Here is a 14,813-nt window from a genome sequence, read left to right on the forward strand (position 1 = left end):
GCGGGGTCGGCGGGCGCGCGGCCCGCGGGGATCAGGCCAGCGGCGCGGGTTTTTTCAGCAGACGCAGGCAGACCGCCGTCAGCAGCGAGCCGGCCAGCAGCGCCAGCAGATAACCGCCCAAGTGCGTCACGGCATTCGGAATCGGCAGCACGAAGATGCCGCCGTGCGGCACTTTCAGTTCGGCGCCGACAGCCATCGAGATCGCGCCGGCCACTGCCGAGCCGAGCACCAGTGACGGGATCACGCGCAGCGGATCGCGGGCGGCGAAGGGGATCGCGCCTTCGGTGACGAAGGCCAGCCCGAGCACGCCGGCCGCATTGCCGGCTTCGCGCTCTTCGAGCGTGAAGCGGTCGGCAAACAGCCGGGTCGCCATTGCCAGGCCGATCGGCGCCGTCATGCCGGCGACCATCGCGGCCGCCATCGGGCTGTAGACCTCGCTGGCCAGTAAGCCGGTCGAGAACGCATAGGCCGCCTTGTTGACCGGGCCCCCCATGTCGAAGGCCATCATCGCGCCGATCAGCAGGCCCAGCAGCACGGCGCTGCTGCCCTGCATGCCGCGCAGCCATGAGGTCAGCGCTGCCAGCAGGTCGGCGACCGGGCCGCCGACGACGTCGATCATCAGCAGGCCGGTCAGCAGCGTGCCGAGCACCGGCAGAATCAACACCGGCTTCAGGCCTTCGAGATGACGCGGCAGGCGGATCAACCGGTTCAGCCCGGCCACGCCGTAGCCGGCGATGAAGCCGGCCGCGATGCCGCCGAGAAAGCCGGCGCCGAGATTGGCCGCAACCAGCCCGCCGATCATGCCCGGCGCGATACCGGGACGATCGGCGATCGAGAACGCGATGTAGCCGGCCAGCGCCGGCACCATCAGCACGAAGCCGGCCTTGGCGCCGATCTGGAACAACGACCAGGCCAGCGTGCCCTTGTGCGCGTCGTCGAACGCGTAGATGCCGCCCAGCGCAAACGCCAGCGCGATCAGCAAACCGCCGGCGGTCACGAACGGCAACATGAACGACACGCCGGTCATCAAGTGCTGATACGGGCCGGTGCGCGCCGCGCGAGCGGGTGCGGTGGACGTGGTCGTCGCGCCGCCGGCCGCCGTAGCGGTGCCGCTGGCGCCGTGGATCTGTGCCTGGTCGAGTGCGCGCGCGATCAGCGCCTTGCCATCGTTGATCGCCGGCTTGGTGGCGCTCTTGTACACGCGCTTGCCGACGAAACGGCTCAGGTCGACCTGCGTATCGGCGGCGATCAACACCAGATCGGCGCTGCGGATCTCGTCGTCGCTGAGCGTGTCGCGCGCGCCGACCGAGCCCTGGGTTTCGACGCGCACCGGGTAACCCAGCGCCTTGGCGGCTTGCTGAATGCCTTCGGCCGCCATGAACGTGTGCGCGATGCCGGTCGGGCACGAGGTGATCGCGACGATCCGCGCGGCGGGCGCGGCGGCTTCGGCTGTGCTGGCGCGCGCCAGTACGGCCGATACATCGGCCAGCACGTCATCGAGCGTTGCGACGATGCGCTGCTGCGCGCCGAAGCGCGCCGCGTCCAGATCGCCGTCGCCGATCAGCAGCACGGGGCCGTCGCCGAGGGGATCGGCCAGCGGCGTCAGCGTGCCTTGCGGCGTGCGCACCTCGACGCGGATCGACACGCCGGCTTGTTGCGCGGCGCGACGCAGCGCGGCAGCCGCGAGCACCGCTTGGGTGCTGCGATCACCGGCGCCGACGACGGCCACAAGGGGATGTTTCATCGTGTCTCTCCTGGATTTCAGCGGGCTGGCTTTACGCCAGTCGAGTCACGAGGACGTCGGCGGCCAGCCGTTGCACCGCGTGCCGGTCGGGAAGGTGGGGGCCGGGTAGGCCGAGCTTGGCGGCGGCGAACGCGGTGGCACGGCGCGCGATCCCTTCCAGGTCGGCGCCGTCGAGCAGCGCCGACGTCAGGCCTGCCACCATCGCGTCACCGGCACCGACGCTGCTTATCGCCGCTACCGCGCTGATGCCGGCATGCAGCACGCGGTGCTGGTCGACGAACAACGCGCCGTGCTCGCCTTGCGACACCACCACCAGCGACACGCCGAGCGCTTGCAGGCGGCGCGCGGCGCGGATCAGATCATCGGTGCGCACCAGCGGCTCGCCCGCCCAGGCTTCGAGTTCGTGGCGGTTGGGCTTGATCGCATACGGCAGCAGTTCACGCGGTGCGCCGAGCGCCGCTGTCAGCGGCGCGCCGCTGGTGTCGAGCACCGCCCGCGCGCCGCGCGCCGCGACGGCGCGCAGCAGCGGCAGATAGCTGTCGTCGGCCAGGCCAGACGGCAGGCTGCCGGCGAGCACCGCGTAGCCACCTTCGCGGCACAGGTCGTCGAGCGTGTCGGCGACGACGCGCAGATCACCGGGGTTTGCGGCCAGGCCCGGCAGATTCAGGTCGGTGGTGCAGCCGTCGCCATCGACGATCTTGATGTTGGTGCGCGTCTCGCCGCTGATCCGCAGGCAGCGGTCCTCAATCTGCTTGCGATCGAACAGCGCCTCGAACACCGAGGCATTGGTGCGGCCGAGCAGGCCGGTGGCGGCCGTGGCGACGCCCCAGTCCGCCAGCACGCTGGCGACGTTGATGCCCTTGCCGCCGGCATCGATGCGCGCGGCGTGCGCGCGGTTGACGGCGCCGGCCTGCAGGCTTTGGCAGCGGACGGTCAGGTCGATCGCCGGGTTCATCGTGACGGTGACGATCGGCACGCGGTGTTGGGTCGTGTTCATGCCGAAGGCTCCAGCGCACGGACATCGGCCGCGGTGTCGGCCGACAGAGCGCGTTCGGCCAGATCGCGCAACGCGGATTGGTCGACGCTGCGCAGCCGAGCCTTGACGGCGGCGATGTCGCGCGGCGTCATCGACAGCTCCTGCACGCCGAGTCCGGCCAGCAGCATCGCGCCAAAGGGGTCGCCGGCCAGCCCGCCGCAGACGCCGACCCAGCGCTGGTGGCGCGCCGCGCCGTCGACCGTCATCCGGATCAGCCGCAGCACGGCGGGGTGCAGGCTGTCCGCCTCGGCAGCCAGCTCCGGGTTTTGACGGTCGATCGCCAGCACGTACTGCGTCAGGTCGTTGGTGCCGATCGAGAAGAAATCGGCATGGCGTGCCAGCGCATCGGCCTGGATCGCCGCCGCCGGCACTTCGATCATGATGCCCACCGGCACGACCGGCGCCGCCAGTGCGACGCGGATGCGCTCGCAGATCTGGCGCAGCGTGATGATCTCCGGCACCGATGTGATCATCGGAAACATGATGCTCAGCGCCGCGCCATCGCGTGCCGCCCGATACAGCGCGCGCAACTGCGGTTCGAGCAGGTCGGCACGACGCAGCAGCAGCCGCGCGCCGCGCACGCCGAGAAACGGGTTGTCTTCGCGCGGCAGATCCAGATGGGCGACCTGCTTGTCGCCGCCGATGTCCAGCGCGCGGATGATCAGCGGCCGCCCGCCGAGCGCCGCGGCCATCGCCGTATAGGTTTGGTACTGCTCATCCTCGCTCGGTGTGCTGCCGCGCTCCAGGAACAGAAACTCGGTGCGCATCAGGCCGACGCCTTCGGCGCCTTGCGACAGCGCCAGCGCGGCTTGCTCGGGCAGGTTGATGTTGGCGCCGATGTCGATGCGATGGCCGTCGCGGGTCTGCGCCGGCAGGCTGCGTTGCTCGGCTTCGCGGGCGCGTGCGACGCGCTGCTGCTCGATGTACTCGCGCGCCGATGCCAGGTCGGCCATCGACGGATTCAAATACAGCCGGCCGCTGTGACCATCGATGATCGCCTCCACACCTTCGGCGACGTCCAGCAGCGCGGCACCGCCGGCGACCAGTGCCGGCAGCCCGAGCGTCCTCGCCAGAATCGCCGTATGCGACGTCGGCCCGCCGACCGCCGTGGCCAGGCCGACGACCCGCTGCGGATCGAGCGTGGCCGTGTCTGACGGTGACAGGTCGGACGCGACCAGAATGCAGTTGGCCGGCAGCGCGCGGTGGGCGTCGCCACCGTGCAGCGTCGGGTCGATCTGCGCCAGCACGCGGCGGCCGACATCGCGCAGGTCGGCCGCGCGCCCCGCCAGCACCGCATTGCCGAGCGCCGACAGCTTGCCGGCCATCCGCTCGACCGCCTGGTGCCAGCTCCAGGCCACGCCGTGGCCTTCGACCATCAGCTGGCAGGCCAGCGTGATCAGGTCGGTGTCGTTCAGCAGCTCGGCTTGCGCCTTGAAGATCGCCGCGTCGGCGGCGCCCAAGCGGCGCGCGGTGTCGTCGGCGACCGCCTTGAGCTGCAGCCGTGTTGCACTCAGCGCCTCGTGCAGCTGCTCGCCGCCTTCGGTCAGCGGTACCGGATGGTCCGGCACCGGTGCCTCGACGGCGGTCAGCCGATGGACGACGCCGATGGCCACGCCGGGGCTGGCGCCGATGCCGGCGATCGCGGCGGGTCCCTCGGGCGGCGTCCAGCCCTGCACCGGCACGGCCGCGCGGCGGGCGGCCGCCTCGGCATCGGCGATTTCTTGCGCGGTCAGGCCGTTGATGACCGCCTTCAAGCGCAGCAACGCCGACCCGGCGTCGCGGCCCTCGGCCGAGATCACCACGGCGTCGCCGACGCGCAAGCCCAGTTGCAGCAGCGACACCAGATTCTTGGCATCGGCCACCTGTTGGCCGGCGCGGACCTGGATGCGGGCACCGAAGCTGCGCGCGGTTTCGACCCAGCGCGATGCGGGCCGCGCATGCAGGCCGGCCGGGTAGGGCACGGTCCAGTCGAGCCGCTCGGGCAGGTCGTGCACGTCGGTCGTCGGCACGGGATCGGCGCCGTCGGTCGTCAGCGCGTCGACGATCGCGCCGGCGTCGTCGGTGACAAACAACGTCACCAACCGGGAATGGTTCTGGATCAGCCGCGTCAGCCGCCGCAGGATCGTGATGTGCTCGTCGGACTGGGCCGCGATCGCGACGATCAAGTGCGCGGTCTGGCCGGGGTTCCATTCGACGCCGGCCGGTACCTGCAGCACCGCAATGCCGTTGCGCCGCACCAGATGGCGGTCCTCGCCGAGCCCGTGCGGGATGGCAACGCCGTGGCCGAGGAAGGTGTTGGCTACGGCTTCGCGCTTGCTCATGCTGGCGGCATACGCCGGGTCGATGCAGCCGGCGGCGATCAGCAGCTGCGCGGCCTGGCGGATCGCGCTTTCCTTGTCGGCGGGCTGAGCGCCGAGGCATACCCGGTCGCGCGGCATCAGGGCCGTCGACTCGAGGGCGATCAAAGTGTCGGTGAGCATCGCTGGACTCCTCCAGTGCGGGCTGCTCGTGTCGGCAGCGCCTTGTGTGGATGCGATATGAAATCGTTTTCATGCCATCTGTCAAGCGAAGCCTTCGGGAAATTTCGATGACGGCTTGCTAAGTGCCCGAGTTCCGGCAGAAAATGCTGAAACGGAACTGAAAACGATTACACTATGAGCGTCAGCATCAAGGACGTCGCCCGCGCGGCGGGCGTGTCACCGGCGACGGTTTCGCGGGCGCTGGGGCGCGGCCCGGTCAGTGACGAACTGCGGGCGCAGGTCGAGGCGGCGGTGCGTGCCACCGGCTACCGGCCCAACCTCGCAGCGCGGCGGCTGCGCTCGCAGGACAGCGGCACGATCGGCTTGATCGTCGCCGACATCCGCAACCCGTTCTTCACGGCCGTGAGTCGCGCGGTCGAGGACAGCGCGTATCGCGCCGGCATGCGCGTGATTCTGTGCAACACCGATGAAGACCCGGATCGCGAGGCCTCGTATCTGCAACTGATGCACGAAGAACGCGTTACCGGTCTGATCCTGGCGCCGACGCGCGCCTCGTATGAGCAACTGCCGAAGCGGCAGGTGGACTTTCCGGTGGTGCTGATCGACCGCGCCGGTCCGCCGGGGCTGCACGACAGCGTGGTGCTCGACAACCGCGAAGCCACGGCGACGCTGGTCGCCCATCTGGTATCGCGTGGCTACCGGCAGATCGGCGGTTTGTTCGGCAATGCCAGCAGCACCGGTGCCGAGCGCCGCGAGGGTTACGAGGCGGCGATGCGTCAGCACGGCCTGACGCCCGACGCACGCCTGACGGCGCCGTCGTCGGCGGCCGCGCAGCGCGAGATGCAGGACTGGTTGCGCGCGCCGCAGCGGCCGCGCGCGCTGCTGGTCAGCAACAGCCTGCTGCTGATCGGCGTGATCCGCGCCGCCCGGGCGGCGGGGCTGCGCATTCCGCAGGACCTGGCGGTGGCCGGCTTCGACAACGAAAGCTGGACCGAGCTGGTCGAGCCCGGCATGACGGTGATCGAACAGCCGGTCGAAGACATCGGCCGCACCGCGATGTCGCTGCTGTTCGAGCGGCTGAAAACCCCGGGCCTGCCGGTGCGCAAAGTGGTGCTCAGCGGCCGCTGCATCGTCCGCGGCTCGACCGACGCCGCCTGAGGCGGCTGGGGCGCGGGGCTAGCCGAGAATCTTGGCGACGTCTTTTTCGATCGACGCGGGCGTGTCGGTCGGTGCATAGCGGGCCACGACATGGCCGCTGGCATCGACCAGGAACTTGGTGAAGTTCCATTTGATGCCTTCCGTGCCGAGCAGGCCCGGCTTGGTCTGCTTCAGATGCTGATACAGCGGATGCGCATCGTCGCCGTTGACCTTGATCTTGGCGAACATCGGAAAGCTGACCTCGTAGTTCAGCGAACAGAAGTTCTTAATCTCGTTTTCGTCACCAGGCTCTTGGTGACCGAACTGGTCGCAGGGAAAGCCGAGCACGACCAGGCCCTTGTCCTTGAACTTGCGGTACAGCTGCTCCAAGCCCTTGTACTGCGGGGTGAAGCCGCACTTGCTGGCGACATTGACGATCAGCAGCAGCTTGCCGCGGTAATCACCCAGCGACTGCGTGTTGCCGTCGATGGTCTTGGCTTCGAATGCGTGGACGCTGGTGGCGGTCATGGCGTGATTCCTGAGTCGCTTGAATGGGGAGGGCGGACGATGATGCGCCGGCCTGACAGCCTATTTCATCATCGAAATGAACGCGCCGACCTTCTGGTCGATCATGTCCTTGACGGCCTTTTCGAGCTTGATCTGCAGAGGCTGCGGCAGCGGCTGCGGTGCAGGGTTCGGGAAGTCGGGCAGGTCGGCATACAGCCTTTCGGCGGGCGCGCTGACCGGATGCAGCAGCTTCCCCGGCTGGCCGGCGATCCGATAGAAATGCACGGTCGAAAACACCGCGGTCTGCTTGCGCCCCAGAAAGCTGCGCGCGTAGTAACCCGAGCCGGTGATCGTCTGCGACGTGCCGACGATGCCATCGTCTTCTTCCGGGGCGGTGACCACGATCAGCAGCTTGAGCTGGTTCTGTTTGATGACCGCGTCGAACTCATGCTGCCAGCTGGTTTCGAACTTTCCAGCGTCTTTGTTCCAGCTCTGCTGCCAAATGCGATTGTCGCGGATCAGACGCGCGCTCGGACGCACCAGCACCGGCTGATACGGGGTATGCGCCAGGATGCCCTTGCGCAGCGATTCGCTGACGTAGCCGGGGTAGTCAAACGTGGGCTTGAGCGCGCTGCTGCCGTTGCCGATGCCGGCCGTCCCGGCCGTGACCTGGGCCAGTTCGTTGTCGAGCACCGTCATGATGCCGACGCGACTGCTGTAGGCCATGCTGGTCAGCGGCGCCGGCATCCAGGCCGGTCGGTCCGGTGAGGCGGCGACGGGTGTTGATCCGGCATTCCCGCCATCCAGGCGGTGGGCGCAACCGGCTATCGATACGGCCAACAAAGGCAACAGCAGTGCCCAGACCCACGACCACGACAAAGCACGACGTCCAGTCAGCTTCACGGCAAACTCCCGGTGGTTGCGACGGCGATCGAGCGCCGTCATCGTTCCCGCCTCATGCAGGGCAGGCTTTTATTGCACAACGACGATCACGTGATCGGTTCGTGCCGCCGACGGTCCGATCTGGACTGCTCGGCGGCACGCACCCGTGACGCGACCGCGCTTCTCCTCTCCTTTGCGAGCCGAGCGGCTCTCAGAAGTTTGCAGCGTCCAGCTTCATCAGGCCCTCTATGGGGCTCTTGACGTTGTCACACAGCGACGACACCTGCGGCAGCATCCGCGTGGCGAAGAATTCGGCCGTCGCCAGCTTGCTCTGCTTGAACGCCTCGTCGCTGCTATTGCTGACGGCCTTGGCCATCCGCAGCCAGTTGTAGCCGAGGTAGCACAGCGAGAACGCGCGCAGGTAATCGGTCGCGCCGAAACCAGCGGCGTCCGGGTTCTGCTTGTAGCTCTCGCGCAGCCAGGCGGTGGTCGATTCGAGCGCTTCGAGCGCCTTCATCAGCGGCCGCACCAGATAGCCGACCGGTGCATCGGACTGATTCTCGGCCCGCACGCGGGCAAAGAAGCGCTGCGCCAGACGGCCGTCATGCATCAGCAGCTTGCGGCGCACCAGGTCCATCGCCTGGATGCCGTTGGTGCCTTCGTACAGGCACAGGATCTTGGAGTCACGGACGATCTGCTCGACGCCGTGGTCACGGACGAAGCCGTGGCCGCCGTAGACCTGGATCGCCGTGCTGCCCAACTCGAACGCCGCATCGGTGCAGAAGGCCTTGACCAACGGGGTGTTCAAATCGACCCAGTCCTGGGCCTCTTCACGCACGGCCGGGTCCGGGTGGTGGTGGGCGATGTCGACGTACATCGCCGTCTCATAGGCCATCACGCGGGCGCCTTCGGTGGTCGCCTTCATCGTCAGCAGCATGCGGCGCACGTCGGGGAATTCGATGATCTCGGCGCGGCCGTTGCTGGCGCGGCCCTGCTTGCGGTCACGCGCGTAGGCGATCGCGTTCTGCGTCGCCAGCTCGCACTGTCCCAAGCCCTGGAAGCCGACCATGATGCGCGCCAGATTCATCATGACGAACATGTTCTGGATGCCTTCATTGGGCTTGCCGACCAGCCAGCCGGTGGCGCCGTTGAACTGCATCTGACAGGTGCATGAGGCATGGATGCCCATCTTGTGCTCGATGCCGACGCACTCCAGGCGGTTGCGTTCGCCCAGCGAGCCGTCGTCGTTGACCAAGTACTTGGGCACGACGAACGTCGACAGCCCCTTGACGCCCGGCGGCGAGTCGATCATCCGCGCCAGCACGAAGTGGACGATGTTGTCGGCCATCGTGTGTTCGCCGCTGGTGATGAAGATCTTGCCGCCTTCGATCGAATAGCTGCCATCGCCGTTGGGCGTGGCCTTGGTCTTGGCCGCACCGACGTCGGAGCCGGCATTGGGCTCGGTGATGCACATCGTGCCGGTCCATTCGCCGGTCGACAGCTTCGGCAGGTACTTCTGCTTCTGGGCCTCATCGCCGCTGGCCAGAATCGCTTCGAAGCAGCCGGTGGTCAGGCCCGGATACAACGCGAACGCGACGTTGGCCGAGCACAGCATTTCTTCGACGACCTTGGCCAGCGTGAACGGCAGGCCCTGGCCGTCGTACTCCGGCGGGTTGCACAGGCTGACCCAGCCGGCTTCGGAATACTGCTTGTAGGCCTCGGCAAAGCCGTCGGGCAGCGTCACATTGCCGGCGTTCCAGCGGGCGCCGACGGCATCACCAGGATGGTTCAGCGGCGCGATCGTTCCCTCGATCAATTTGGCCGCTTCTTCGGCCAGGCCCATCAGCGTGTCGGGCGTGGCTTCGGCCAGCGCCGGCAGCTGCTCGGCGAGTTGGCCCACATTCAGAACGTCATTGAGTACAAAACCGATTTCGCGCAGCGGCGCCTTGTAGGTTGCCATGGGGGAAACGACCAGAGGGAAATTTGGAGGCCGAAGGCTAGCACACGAGCCCCCCTGCTTTGACCCCCCGCCGACGCTGCCCAGGACTCAATCGGCGTGGGGCGCAATGCCGTCTGGTATCACCATGACCGCGCGGCGCGCGGTCCCGATCAAACCCTCGCTGACGCTGCCGCCGAGCAGCCGCTCCAGAGGCTGGCGTCGATGGTGCCCGGTGACCAGAAGATCGGCCCCGATCCGCTCGCACAAGCCTTCGAGTGCCACGTCGGCGCGGCCGATCAAAAGATGGCACTGGCTACGATCAAAGCCCATTGTTTCGGCGAGGCGCTCGAAGCGGCCGCGCTGCAGCGCTTGCAGTTCCTCGGCCATCAACGGCGTCGTGCCAACCAATTGCATCGTCGGATCGGCCGGCAGGTCGATGATCGGGTCGACGGCATGTGCCAGGTGCAGTTCGGCGCCGACCGCGTCGGCGAACCGGCGCGCTTCGTCGACGATGCGCCCGTTGAGCGCCTCTTCCTGATCGGCGGGTCCCGGGTCGACCGCTGCGACGACGCGTTTGGGCAGCGGGCTCTGGTTTTCGCCGACGACCAGCAACGGTCGAGTCGCATGCCGGGTCAGGAAGGTATCTTCGGCGGTGAACAGCCAGCGGCGCAGCGCCGACTCGCGGCGCAGCTCTTTGATCGCCAGATCGGGCTGCAGGGCCTCGATGTCGGCCCGCATTGCCTCGTGCAGCGGCTGGCGTGCGATCAGTTCACCCGATACCTCGCGGACCTGTCCGGACAGCCGGGCCACGGTGGTGGACAGCCAACTCAGCGCGGCGCCGGGCGGCATCGGGTCGGACGGATCATCAAACGCGCGAAGCAGCAGCAGCGCCCCGCAGCGCGCGGCGATCGCCTCACCCAAGGCCAGGGCAGCACAGTCGTCGTGTCCGGTCCGGATAATGACCAACAGGCGACGGTAGGACAGGGATAGGTCGAGGTTCATGCGGAGACCCTGCGCACGAGCCGAAACAGGCTCGCCGCAACGCTACGCTCGCTAGCTGACTGCCAACCGACCGCAATCCCCGGCCGGTCCCGGTCATTTGCCGCAGGGCGCCCGCCATCCCCCGGGGTAGCCGGCTTTCCCTGTTCACCATATGCCAGTAGCCTAGTGGACCAACCGGATTGCATCCGGGCCCTGACTAATTACGAATACAACATGGCGCAGGACGTGTCTGACAATTTGTTGATCCGCATTGCGCAAGGCGACAGGCGGGCGACACAGGAGTGTATCCGCCGGCATGGACCGCTGGTCTGGTCGTTGGCGTTGCGGTCGACGCACGGCCAGAGGGCCGAGGCCGAAGACGCGGTACAGGAGATTTTCATAGAGGTGTGGCGGTCCGCGGCGAAATACAACCCGGAAAAGGGCAGCGAATCACTGTTCGTCGCGATGATCGCGCGGCGACGGCTGATCGACCGATTTCGGGCACGAGCGCCAGAGACCGTCGACATTGCCGATGTCGAGCTGCCCTCGGAGGACAGCCCGTCGCATGAGGCCGAAATCGGCGCCGACTACGGCGCGGTACGGCAGGGGCTGAAACTACTTAAGCCCGAGGAACGTAAGGTGTTGGACCTGGGTTTCGTTTATGGCATGACGCAGTCTGAGATCGTGGAACAGACCGGCATGCCCTTGGGTACCGTCAAGTCGCATATGCGCCGCGGTTTAATACGGCTGCGTGAGTACATGGGCGTTTCCGTCAATCCCACCAACGGCCAGGAGGCTTGATTATGATTCGTAAGCCTTCCACTCCCGAGCATCAAGCAATGCTCGACGACGAGGTGCTGTCGTGGCTGACGCAGGATCGGCGCAGTCAGATCGATTTCAGCCGGCTCGATGACGAGCAGTTCGAGGCCGAAGCCGCCGCCGCGATGTACTCGCTGGCGCAGCTGGGCACGCTCGAACCGATGCCGGCCTCGCTGACCGACAAGCTGATGGCGGCCGCCGATGCGCTGACCCAGCCTGCCGCTGCGCCCACCGCGCCGCGTCGCAGCCTGTGGGCCAGCGTCGGGCTCGCTTGGGGATCGGCAAGCTTTGCCAGTTTCGTGGCCGTGGCGTTGGCTGTCCGGCTGGCGATGCTGCCTCAGGCGGTCGCTCCCGGTGTCGACGAGCCGCAGATCGCGCTCGACCAGGCGGCGCACTACCCGGTACAGCCCGGCCCTGATGCTGCCGGCAGCGCCGTTCGCGGCGAAGTCGTCTGGGACCCGCGCAGCAGCGGCGGCTACCTGAAGCTGCGCGGCTTGCCGGTCAATGATCCGAAGCGCGAGCAGTACCAGCTGTGGGTATTCGACGGCACCCGCGACCAGCGCTACCCGGTCGACGGCGGTCTGTTCAACGTGTCGAAGGACGGCGAGCTGGAATTGTGGATTCGCGTGCCGATCCCGGTTCGTAACGCGGCCATGTTCGCGGTCACTGTCGAACAGCCGGGCGGCACGGTTGTGTCCGATCGCGGCCGTATCGTCGCTTTGGCCAAAGCGGGCACCTGAAGCCGCCGCGCGGTCGCGATGCGACCGCTGTATTCCGAGACGCCGCGCCGCCAACCGGGGGCGCGGCGTTTTTATTGAGCCGATGAGGGCCGTGTATCGAGCGTCACCGCTGCACGGTCAGCGATACGATCAACTCGTTGAGTCGGTCGAAGCCCACAGGCTTGGTGACGTGGGCAGTGAAGCCGGCATCGCGACAGCGGCGGATATCTTCGTCCATGCCGTAGCCGGTCATGGCGATGGACGGCGCGGATTGATGCTGTGCAAATGCGCGCACCACATCCATGCCGTTGCCGTCAGGCAGGCCCAGATCGCTGATCAATAGATCGTAGCGTCCGTTGGACGCCATCGATCGCGCGTCGGCGACGGTGGCCGCGGCGTCGACCGAGTGGCCGCTCATGCCGAGTAGCGTGACCATGGCCAGCGTCGTGTCCTGATTGTCTTCCACCAGCAGAATCCGCAATGGCCCGCCATCGCCGCGACTCAGCGTCGGCGCGGCGCGCTCCACTGGAATTGCGTCGGTCAGCGGCAGCGTTACCGTGAAGCTGGCGCCGAGCCCTTCGCCCGCGCTGTAGGCCTGCAGGCTGCCGCCGTGGCGCAAGGTCAGCGCGTGAGCGATCGCCAACCCCAGGCCCAGCCCGCCGAACTGCCGGGTGATCGAGGTATCGGCCTGCTCAAAGGCCGAAAAAATACGTGGCATCGCCGCGTCTCCGATGCCGATGCCGCTGTCGGTGACACGGATGGCGATGTGCGCGTCGTCGGGATTGCGGGTTTCGATCAATACCCCGCCATCGGTCGGCGTGAACTTGATGGCGTTGCGCAGTAGGTTCCAGATGATCTGCTGGACTCGCGCGGCATCACCGTTGATACAGCAGCGGGCCGCGTCGAGTCTCGTGTTGATCTGCAGATTCTTGTCGGCCGCCTCGATACGCGCCGTCCGTATCAGGTCCTGCATGGCCTCGTGCAGGTCCATCGGCGCCAGCTCCAGGCTGAGCTTGCCGTGCGAGATCGTGTTCAGGTCGAGCAGGTCGTCGATCAGGCGGGCCTCCAGTTCGATGTTGCGGCGGATCAGCGGCAGCAGCTCGGACAAACCATCCGGCAGCGGCGCGCCTTGATCGATGAAGCGTTGTTCGATGAACGTCGTGGCCGCCAGTATAGGCGTCAGCGGCGTGCGCAGTTCATGCGACAGCATGGCCAGAAACCGATCCTTTGCCGCGTTGGCGGCCTCGGCTTGCTCCTTGGCCAAACGCAGCGCGTCGCCGGCGCGCCGCTCCTCGGTGGTGTCGCGGATGATCTTCGAAAACCCGATCAAATCGCCTTCGTCATTGCGGATCGCCGTGGTCACCATCGAGGCGAAGAACACCTTGCCGGTGCGGCTGGTCAGCCAGCGGTCGCGCACGTAGCTGCCTTTTTGCAGCGCACCGTTGAGCGACTGCAGCACCTCGTCACTGCCGTTGTTGGGCTCTCCGGCATAAAGGCGGCTGACCGATTCGCCGGTGATTTCATCGGCGCGATAGCCCAGTAGCCGCTCAGCAGCGCTGTTCCAGCTACGGATGCTGCCGTTGCGATCCAGGCCGATCACCGCGTAGTCGCGCAGCGCGTCGACCAGCAGTCGAAAGCCGGTCTCATACTCGCGTAAGGCACTCTCGGCCTTGATGCGGCTGCGCCGCTCCTGCGCCTCGCCGATCGCACGGCGAACGGTCATCGGCAGGCGCTGCAAGCGCTGCTTCAATACGTAATCGGTTGCGCCCTGTTTGAGCATGTCGACGGCATGCTCTTCGCCCAGCACGCCGGAGACAAAGATGAAAGGAACATCCGGTGCTTGCTGCTGCGCAATCGCCAGCGCCTCGGGCCCGGAAAACATCGGCAGCATGAAGTCCGCCAGGATCACGTCATACACCTCGTTGCGGAGTTGCTCACGCAATTGGGCTTCCGTGTCGATGCGGGTCACGTCGCATTGGCAATCCATCGTCGACAGGCGTGCAAGCGTCAGCTCGGCGTCCAGCAGATTGTCTTCCACCAGCAATACTTTGAGCCGGCTAGGCCAGATCGGTGGCGGCTGGGTCACAGGGGATTGACCTTCCTGGCAATGCGGGCTGAGCCTGGCGGCGGCTCGTTGACGACAGCCCAGAACACGCCCAGATCGCTGATCGCCTCGACGAAGTCCCGAAACGCAACGGGCTTGACGACATAGGCATTGGCGCCGAACTCGTAGCTGCGCAGCAGATCCTTCTCCTCGCGTGACGAGGTCAGCATCACCACCGGTATGCTCTTCAGCGAAGTCGTCGCGCGGACGCGCTGTAGCACTTCGATGCCGTCAACTTTGGGCAACTTCAAGTCGAGCAAGATCACCGCTGGATTGCCCGAGGCGCGATCGCTGTGACGACCGCCGCACAGCAGGTAGTCCAGCGCTTCGTCGCCGTCGCGCGCAATGATCACCTCGTTGGCCAGTTGGCTCTTCTCGAGCGCGATCAGCGTCAGTTCGAGGTCTTTGGGATCATCCTCGACCAGCAGTATCGGCTTTAGCATGGGCGGCGCTCCGTCAAGACAA

Annotated in this window: 12 protein-coding genes; 3 read left to right on the plus strand and 9 right to left on the minus strand. The window is 66.9% G+C overall.

Features of this window, described 5'->3' with window-relative positions; translation table 11 throughout:
- Positions 1-31: 31 nt before the first annotated feature.
- From BUB09_RS10070 to ptsP, 3 genes are read right to left on the minus strand one after another with little or no spacing between them, the layout of a single operon-like run.
- Positions 32-1,744 (minus strand): PTS fructose transporter subunit IIC, encoded by a 1,713-nt coding sequence (locus BUB09_RS10070; protein WP_072897201.1) that lies wholly within the window; start codon positions 1,742-1,744, stop codon positions 32-34.
- A gap of 31 nt (positions 1,745-1,775) precedes the next feature.
- Positions 1,776-2,741: a 1-phosphofructokinase gene (pfkB, locus tag BUB09_RS10075; RefSeq protein ID WP_072897203.1), complete on the minus strand. Its 966-nt coding sequence runs from the start codon at positions 2,739-2,741 to the stop codon at positions 1,776-1,778.
- Complete coding sequence (ptsP, locus tag BUB09_RS10080; protein ID WP_072897496.1) at positions 2,738-5,242, minus strand: phosphoenolpyruvate--protein phosphotransferase; 2,505 nt, start codon at positions 5,240-5,242, stop codon at positions 2,738-2,740. Before ptsP ends, pfkB begins: the two co-directional genes overlap by 4 nt.
- Before the next feature lie 192 nt (positions 5,243-5,434).
- Here ptsP and BUB09_RS10085 point away from each other — a divergent pair, with 192 nt between their 5' ends.
- Complete coding sequence (locus BUB09_RS10085) at positions 5,435-6,418, plus strand: LacI family DNA-binding transcriptional regulator (RefSeq protein WP_072897205.1); 984 nt, start codon at positions 5,435-5,437, stop codon at positions 6,416-6,418.
- Between the two features lie 18 nt (positions 6,419-6,436).
- On the opposite strand, the gene BUB09_RS10090 is transcribed toward BUB09_RS10085, so the two are convergent.
- From BUB09_RS10090 to BUB09_RS10105, 4 genes are all read right to left on the minus strand, one after another.
- Positions 6,437-6,925 (minus strand): glutathione peroxidase, encoded by a 489-nt coding sequence (locus tag BUB09_RS10090; protein ID WP_072897207.1) that lies wholly within the window; start codon positions 6,923-6,925, stop codon positions 6,437-6,439.
- Positions 6,926-6,985: 60 nt separating this feature from the next.
- Positions 6,986-7,807: a hypothetical protein gene (locus BUB09_RS10095; protein ID WP_139250233.1), complete on the minus strand. Its 822-nt coding sequence runs from the start codon at positions 7,805-7,807 to the stop codon at positions 6,986-6,988.
- A 190-nt stretch (positions 7,808-7,997) separates the two neighbouring features.
- Positions 7,998-9,746 carry an acyl-CoA dehydrogenase family protein gene (locus BUB09_RS10100; RefSeq protein WP_072897210.1) on the minus strand — a complete coding sequence of 583 codons (1,749 nt, stop codon included), beginning with the start codon at positions 9,744-9,746 and terminating at the stop codon, positions 7,998-8,000.
- Between the two features lie 87 nt (positions 9,747-9,833).
- Entirely contained in the window at positions 9,834-10,727 is an 894-nt protein-coding gene (locus BUB09_RS10105) for a universal stress protein (RefSeq protein WP_072897211.1), read from the minus strand.
- 213 nt (positions 10,728-10,940) lie between these two features.
- On the opposite strand from BUB09_RS10105, the gene BUB09_RS10110 reads away from it, so the two are divergent.
- Both BUB09_RS10110 and BUB09_RS10115 read left to right on the plus strand, forming a co-directional pair.
- Positions 10,941-11,507, plus strand: a complete 567-nt coding sequence (locus tag BUB09_RS10110) for an RNA polymerase sigma factor (protein WP_072897498.1) — start codon at positions 10,941-10,943, stop codon at positions 11,505-11,507.
- 2 nt (positions 11,508-11,509) lie between these two features.
- Positions 11,510-12,265 (plus strand): anti-sigma factor, encoded by a 756-nt coding sequence (locus BUB09_RS10115; protein ID WP_084083330.1) that lies wholly within the window; start codon positions 11,510-11,512, stop codon positions 12,263-12,265.
- Between the two features lie 103 nt (positions 12,266-12,368).
- Here the strand turns inward: BUB09_RS10115 and BUB09_RS10120 are convergent, their stop codons facing one another.
- The gene (locus BUB09_RS10120) at positions 12,369-14,330 is read right to left on the minus strand and encodes a hybrid sensor histidine kinase/response regulator (protein ID WP_245793234.1); all 1,962 of its coding nucleotides are present in this window, start codon (positions 14,328-14,330) and stop codon (positions 12,369-12,371) included.
- A complete protein-coding gene (locus tag BUB09_RS10125) occupies positions 14,327-14,791 on the minus strand; it encodes a response regulator (RefSeq protein ID WP_072897215.1) in 465 nt (154 codons plus the stop codon). The genes BUB09_RS10120 and BUB09_RS10125 overlap by 4 nt, the downstream gene beginning before the upstream one ends.
- Positions 14,792-14,813: the final 22 nt, after the last annotated feature.

The sequence above is a fragment of the Hydrocarboniphaga daqingensis genome, assembly GCF_900129825.1.
GTDB classification, from domain to species: Bacteria; Pseudomonadota; Gammaproteobacteria; order Nevskiales; family Nevskiaceae; genus Hydrocarboniphaga; species Hydrocarboniphaga daqingensis.

Excerpts from the sequence above, each read along its gene's own strand:
- BUB09_RS10070 (WP_072897201.1), bottom strand. The coding sequence starts at position 1,744 with ATGAAACATCCCCTTGTGGCCGTCGTCGGCGCCGGTGATCGCAGCACC.
- pfkB (WP_072897203.1), bottom strand. The coding sequence starts at position 2,741 with ATGAACACGACCCAACACCGCGTGCCGATCGTCACCGTCACGATGAAC.
- BUB09_RS10085 (WP_072897205.1), top strand. The coding sequence starts at position 5,435 with ATGAGCGTCAGCATCAAGGACGTCGCCCGCGCGGCGGGCGTGTCACCG.
- BUB09_RS10090 (WP_072897207.1), bottom strand. The coding sequence starts at position 6,925 with ATGACCGCCACCAGCGTCCACGCATTCGAAGCCAAGACCATCGACGGC.
- BUB09_RS10100 (WP_072897210.1), bottom strand. The coding sequence starts at position 9,746 with ATGGCAACCTACAAGGCGCCGCTGCGCGAAATCGGTTTTGTACTCAAT.
- BUB09_RS10105 (WP_072897211.1), bottom strand. The coding sequence starts at position 10,727 with ATGAACCTCGACCTATCCCTGTCCTACCGTCGCCTGTTGGTCATTATC.
- BUB09_RS10110 (WP_072897498.1), top strand. The coding sequence starts at position 10,941 with ATGGCGCAGGACGTGTCTGACAATTTGTTGATCCGCATTGCGCAAGGC.
- BUB09_RS10115 (WP_084083330.1), top strand. The coding sequence starts at position 11,510 with ATGATTCGTAAGCCTTCCACTCCCGAGCATCAAGCAATGCTCGACGAC.
- BUB09_RS10125 (WP_072897215.1), bottom strand. The coding sequence starts at position 14,791 with ATGCTAAAGCCGATACTGCTGGTCGAGGATGATCCCAAAGACCTCGAA.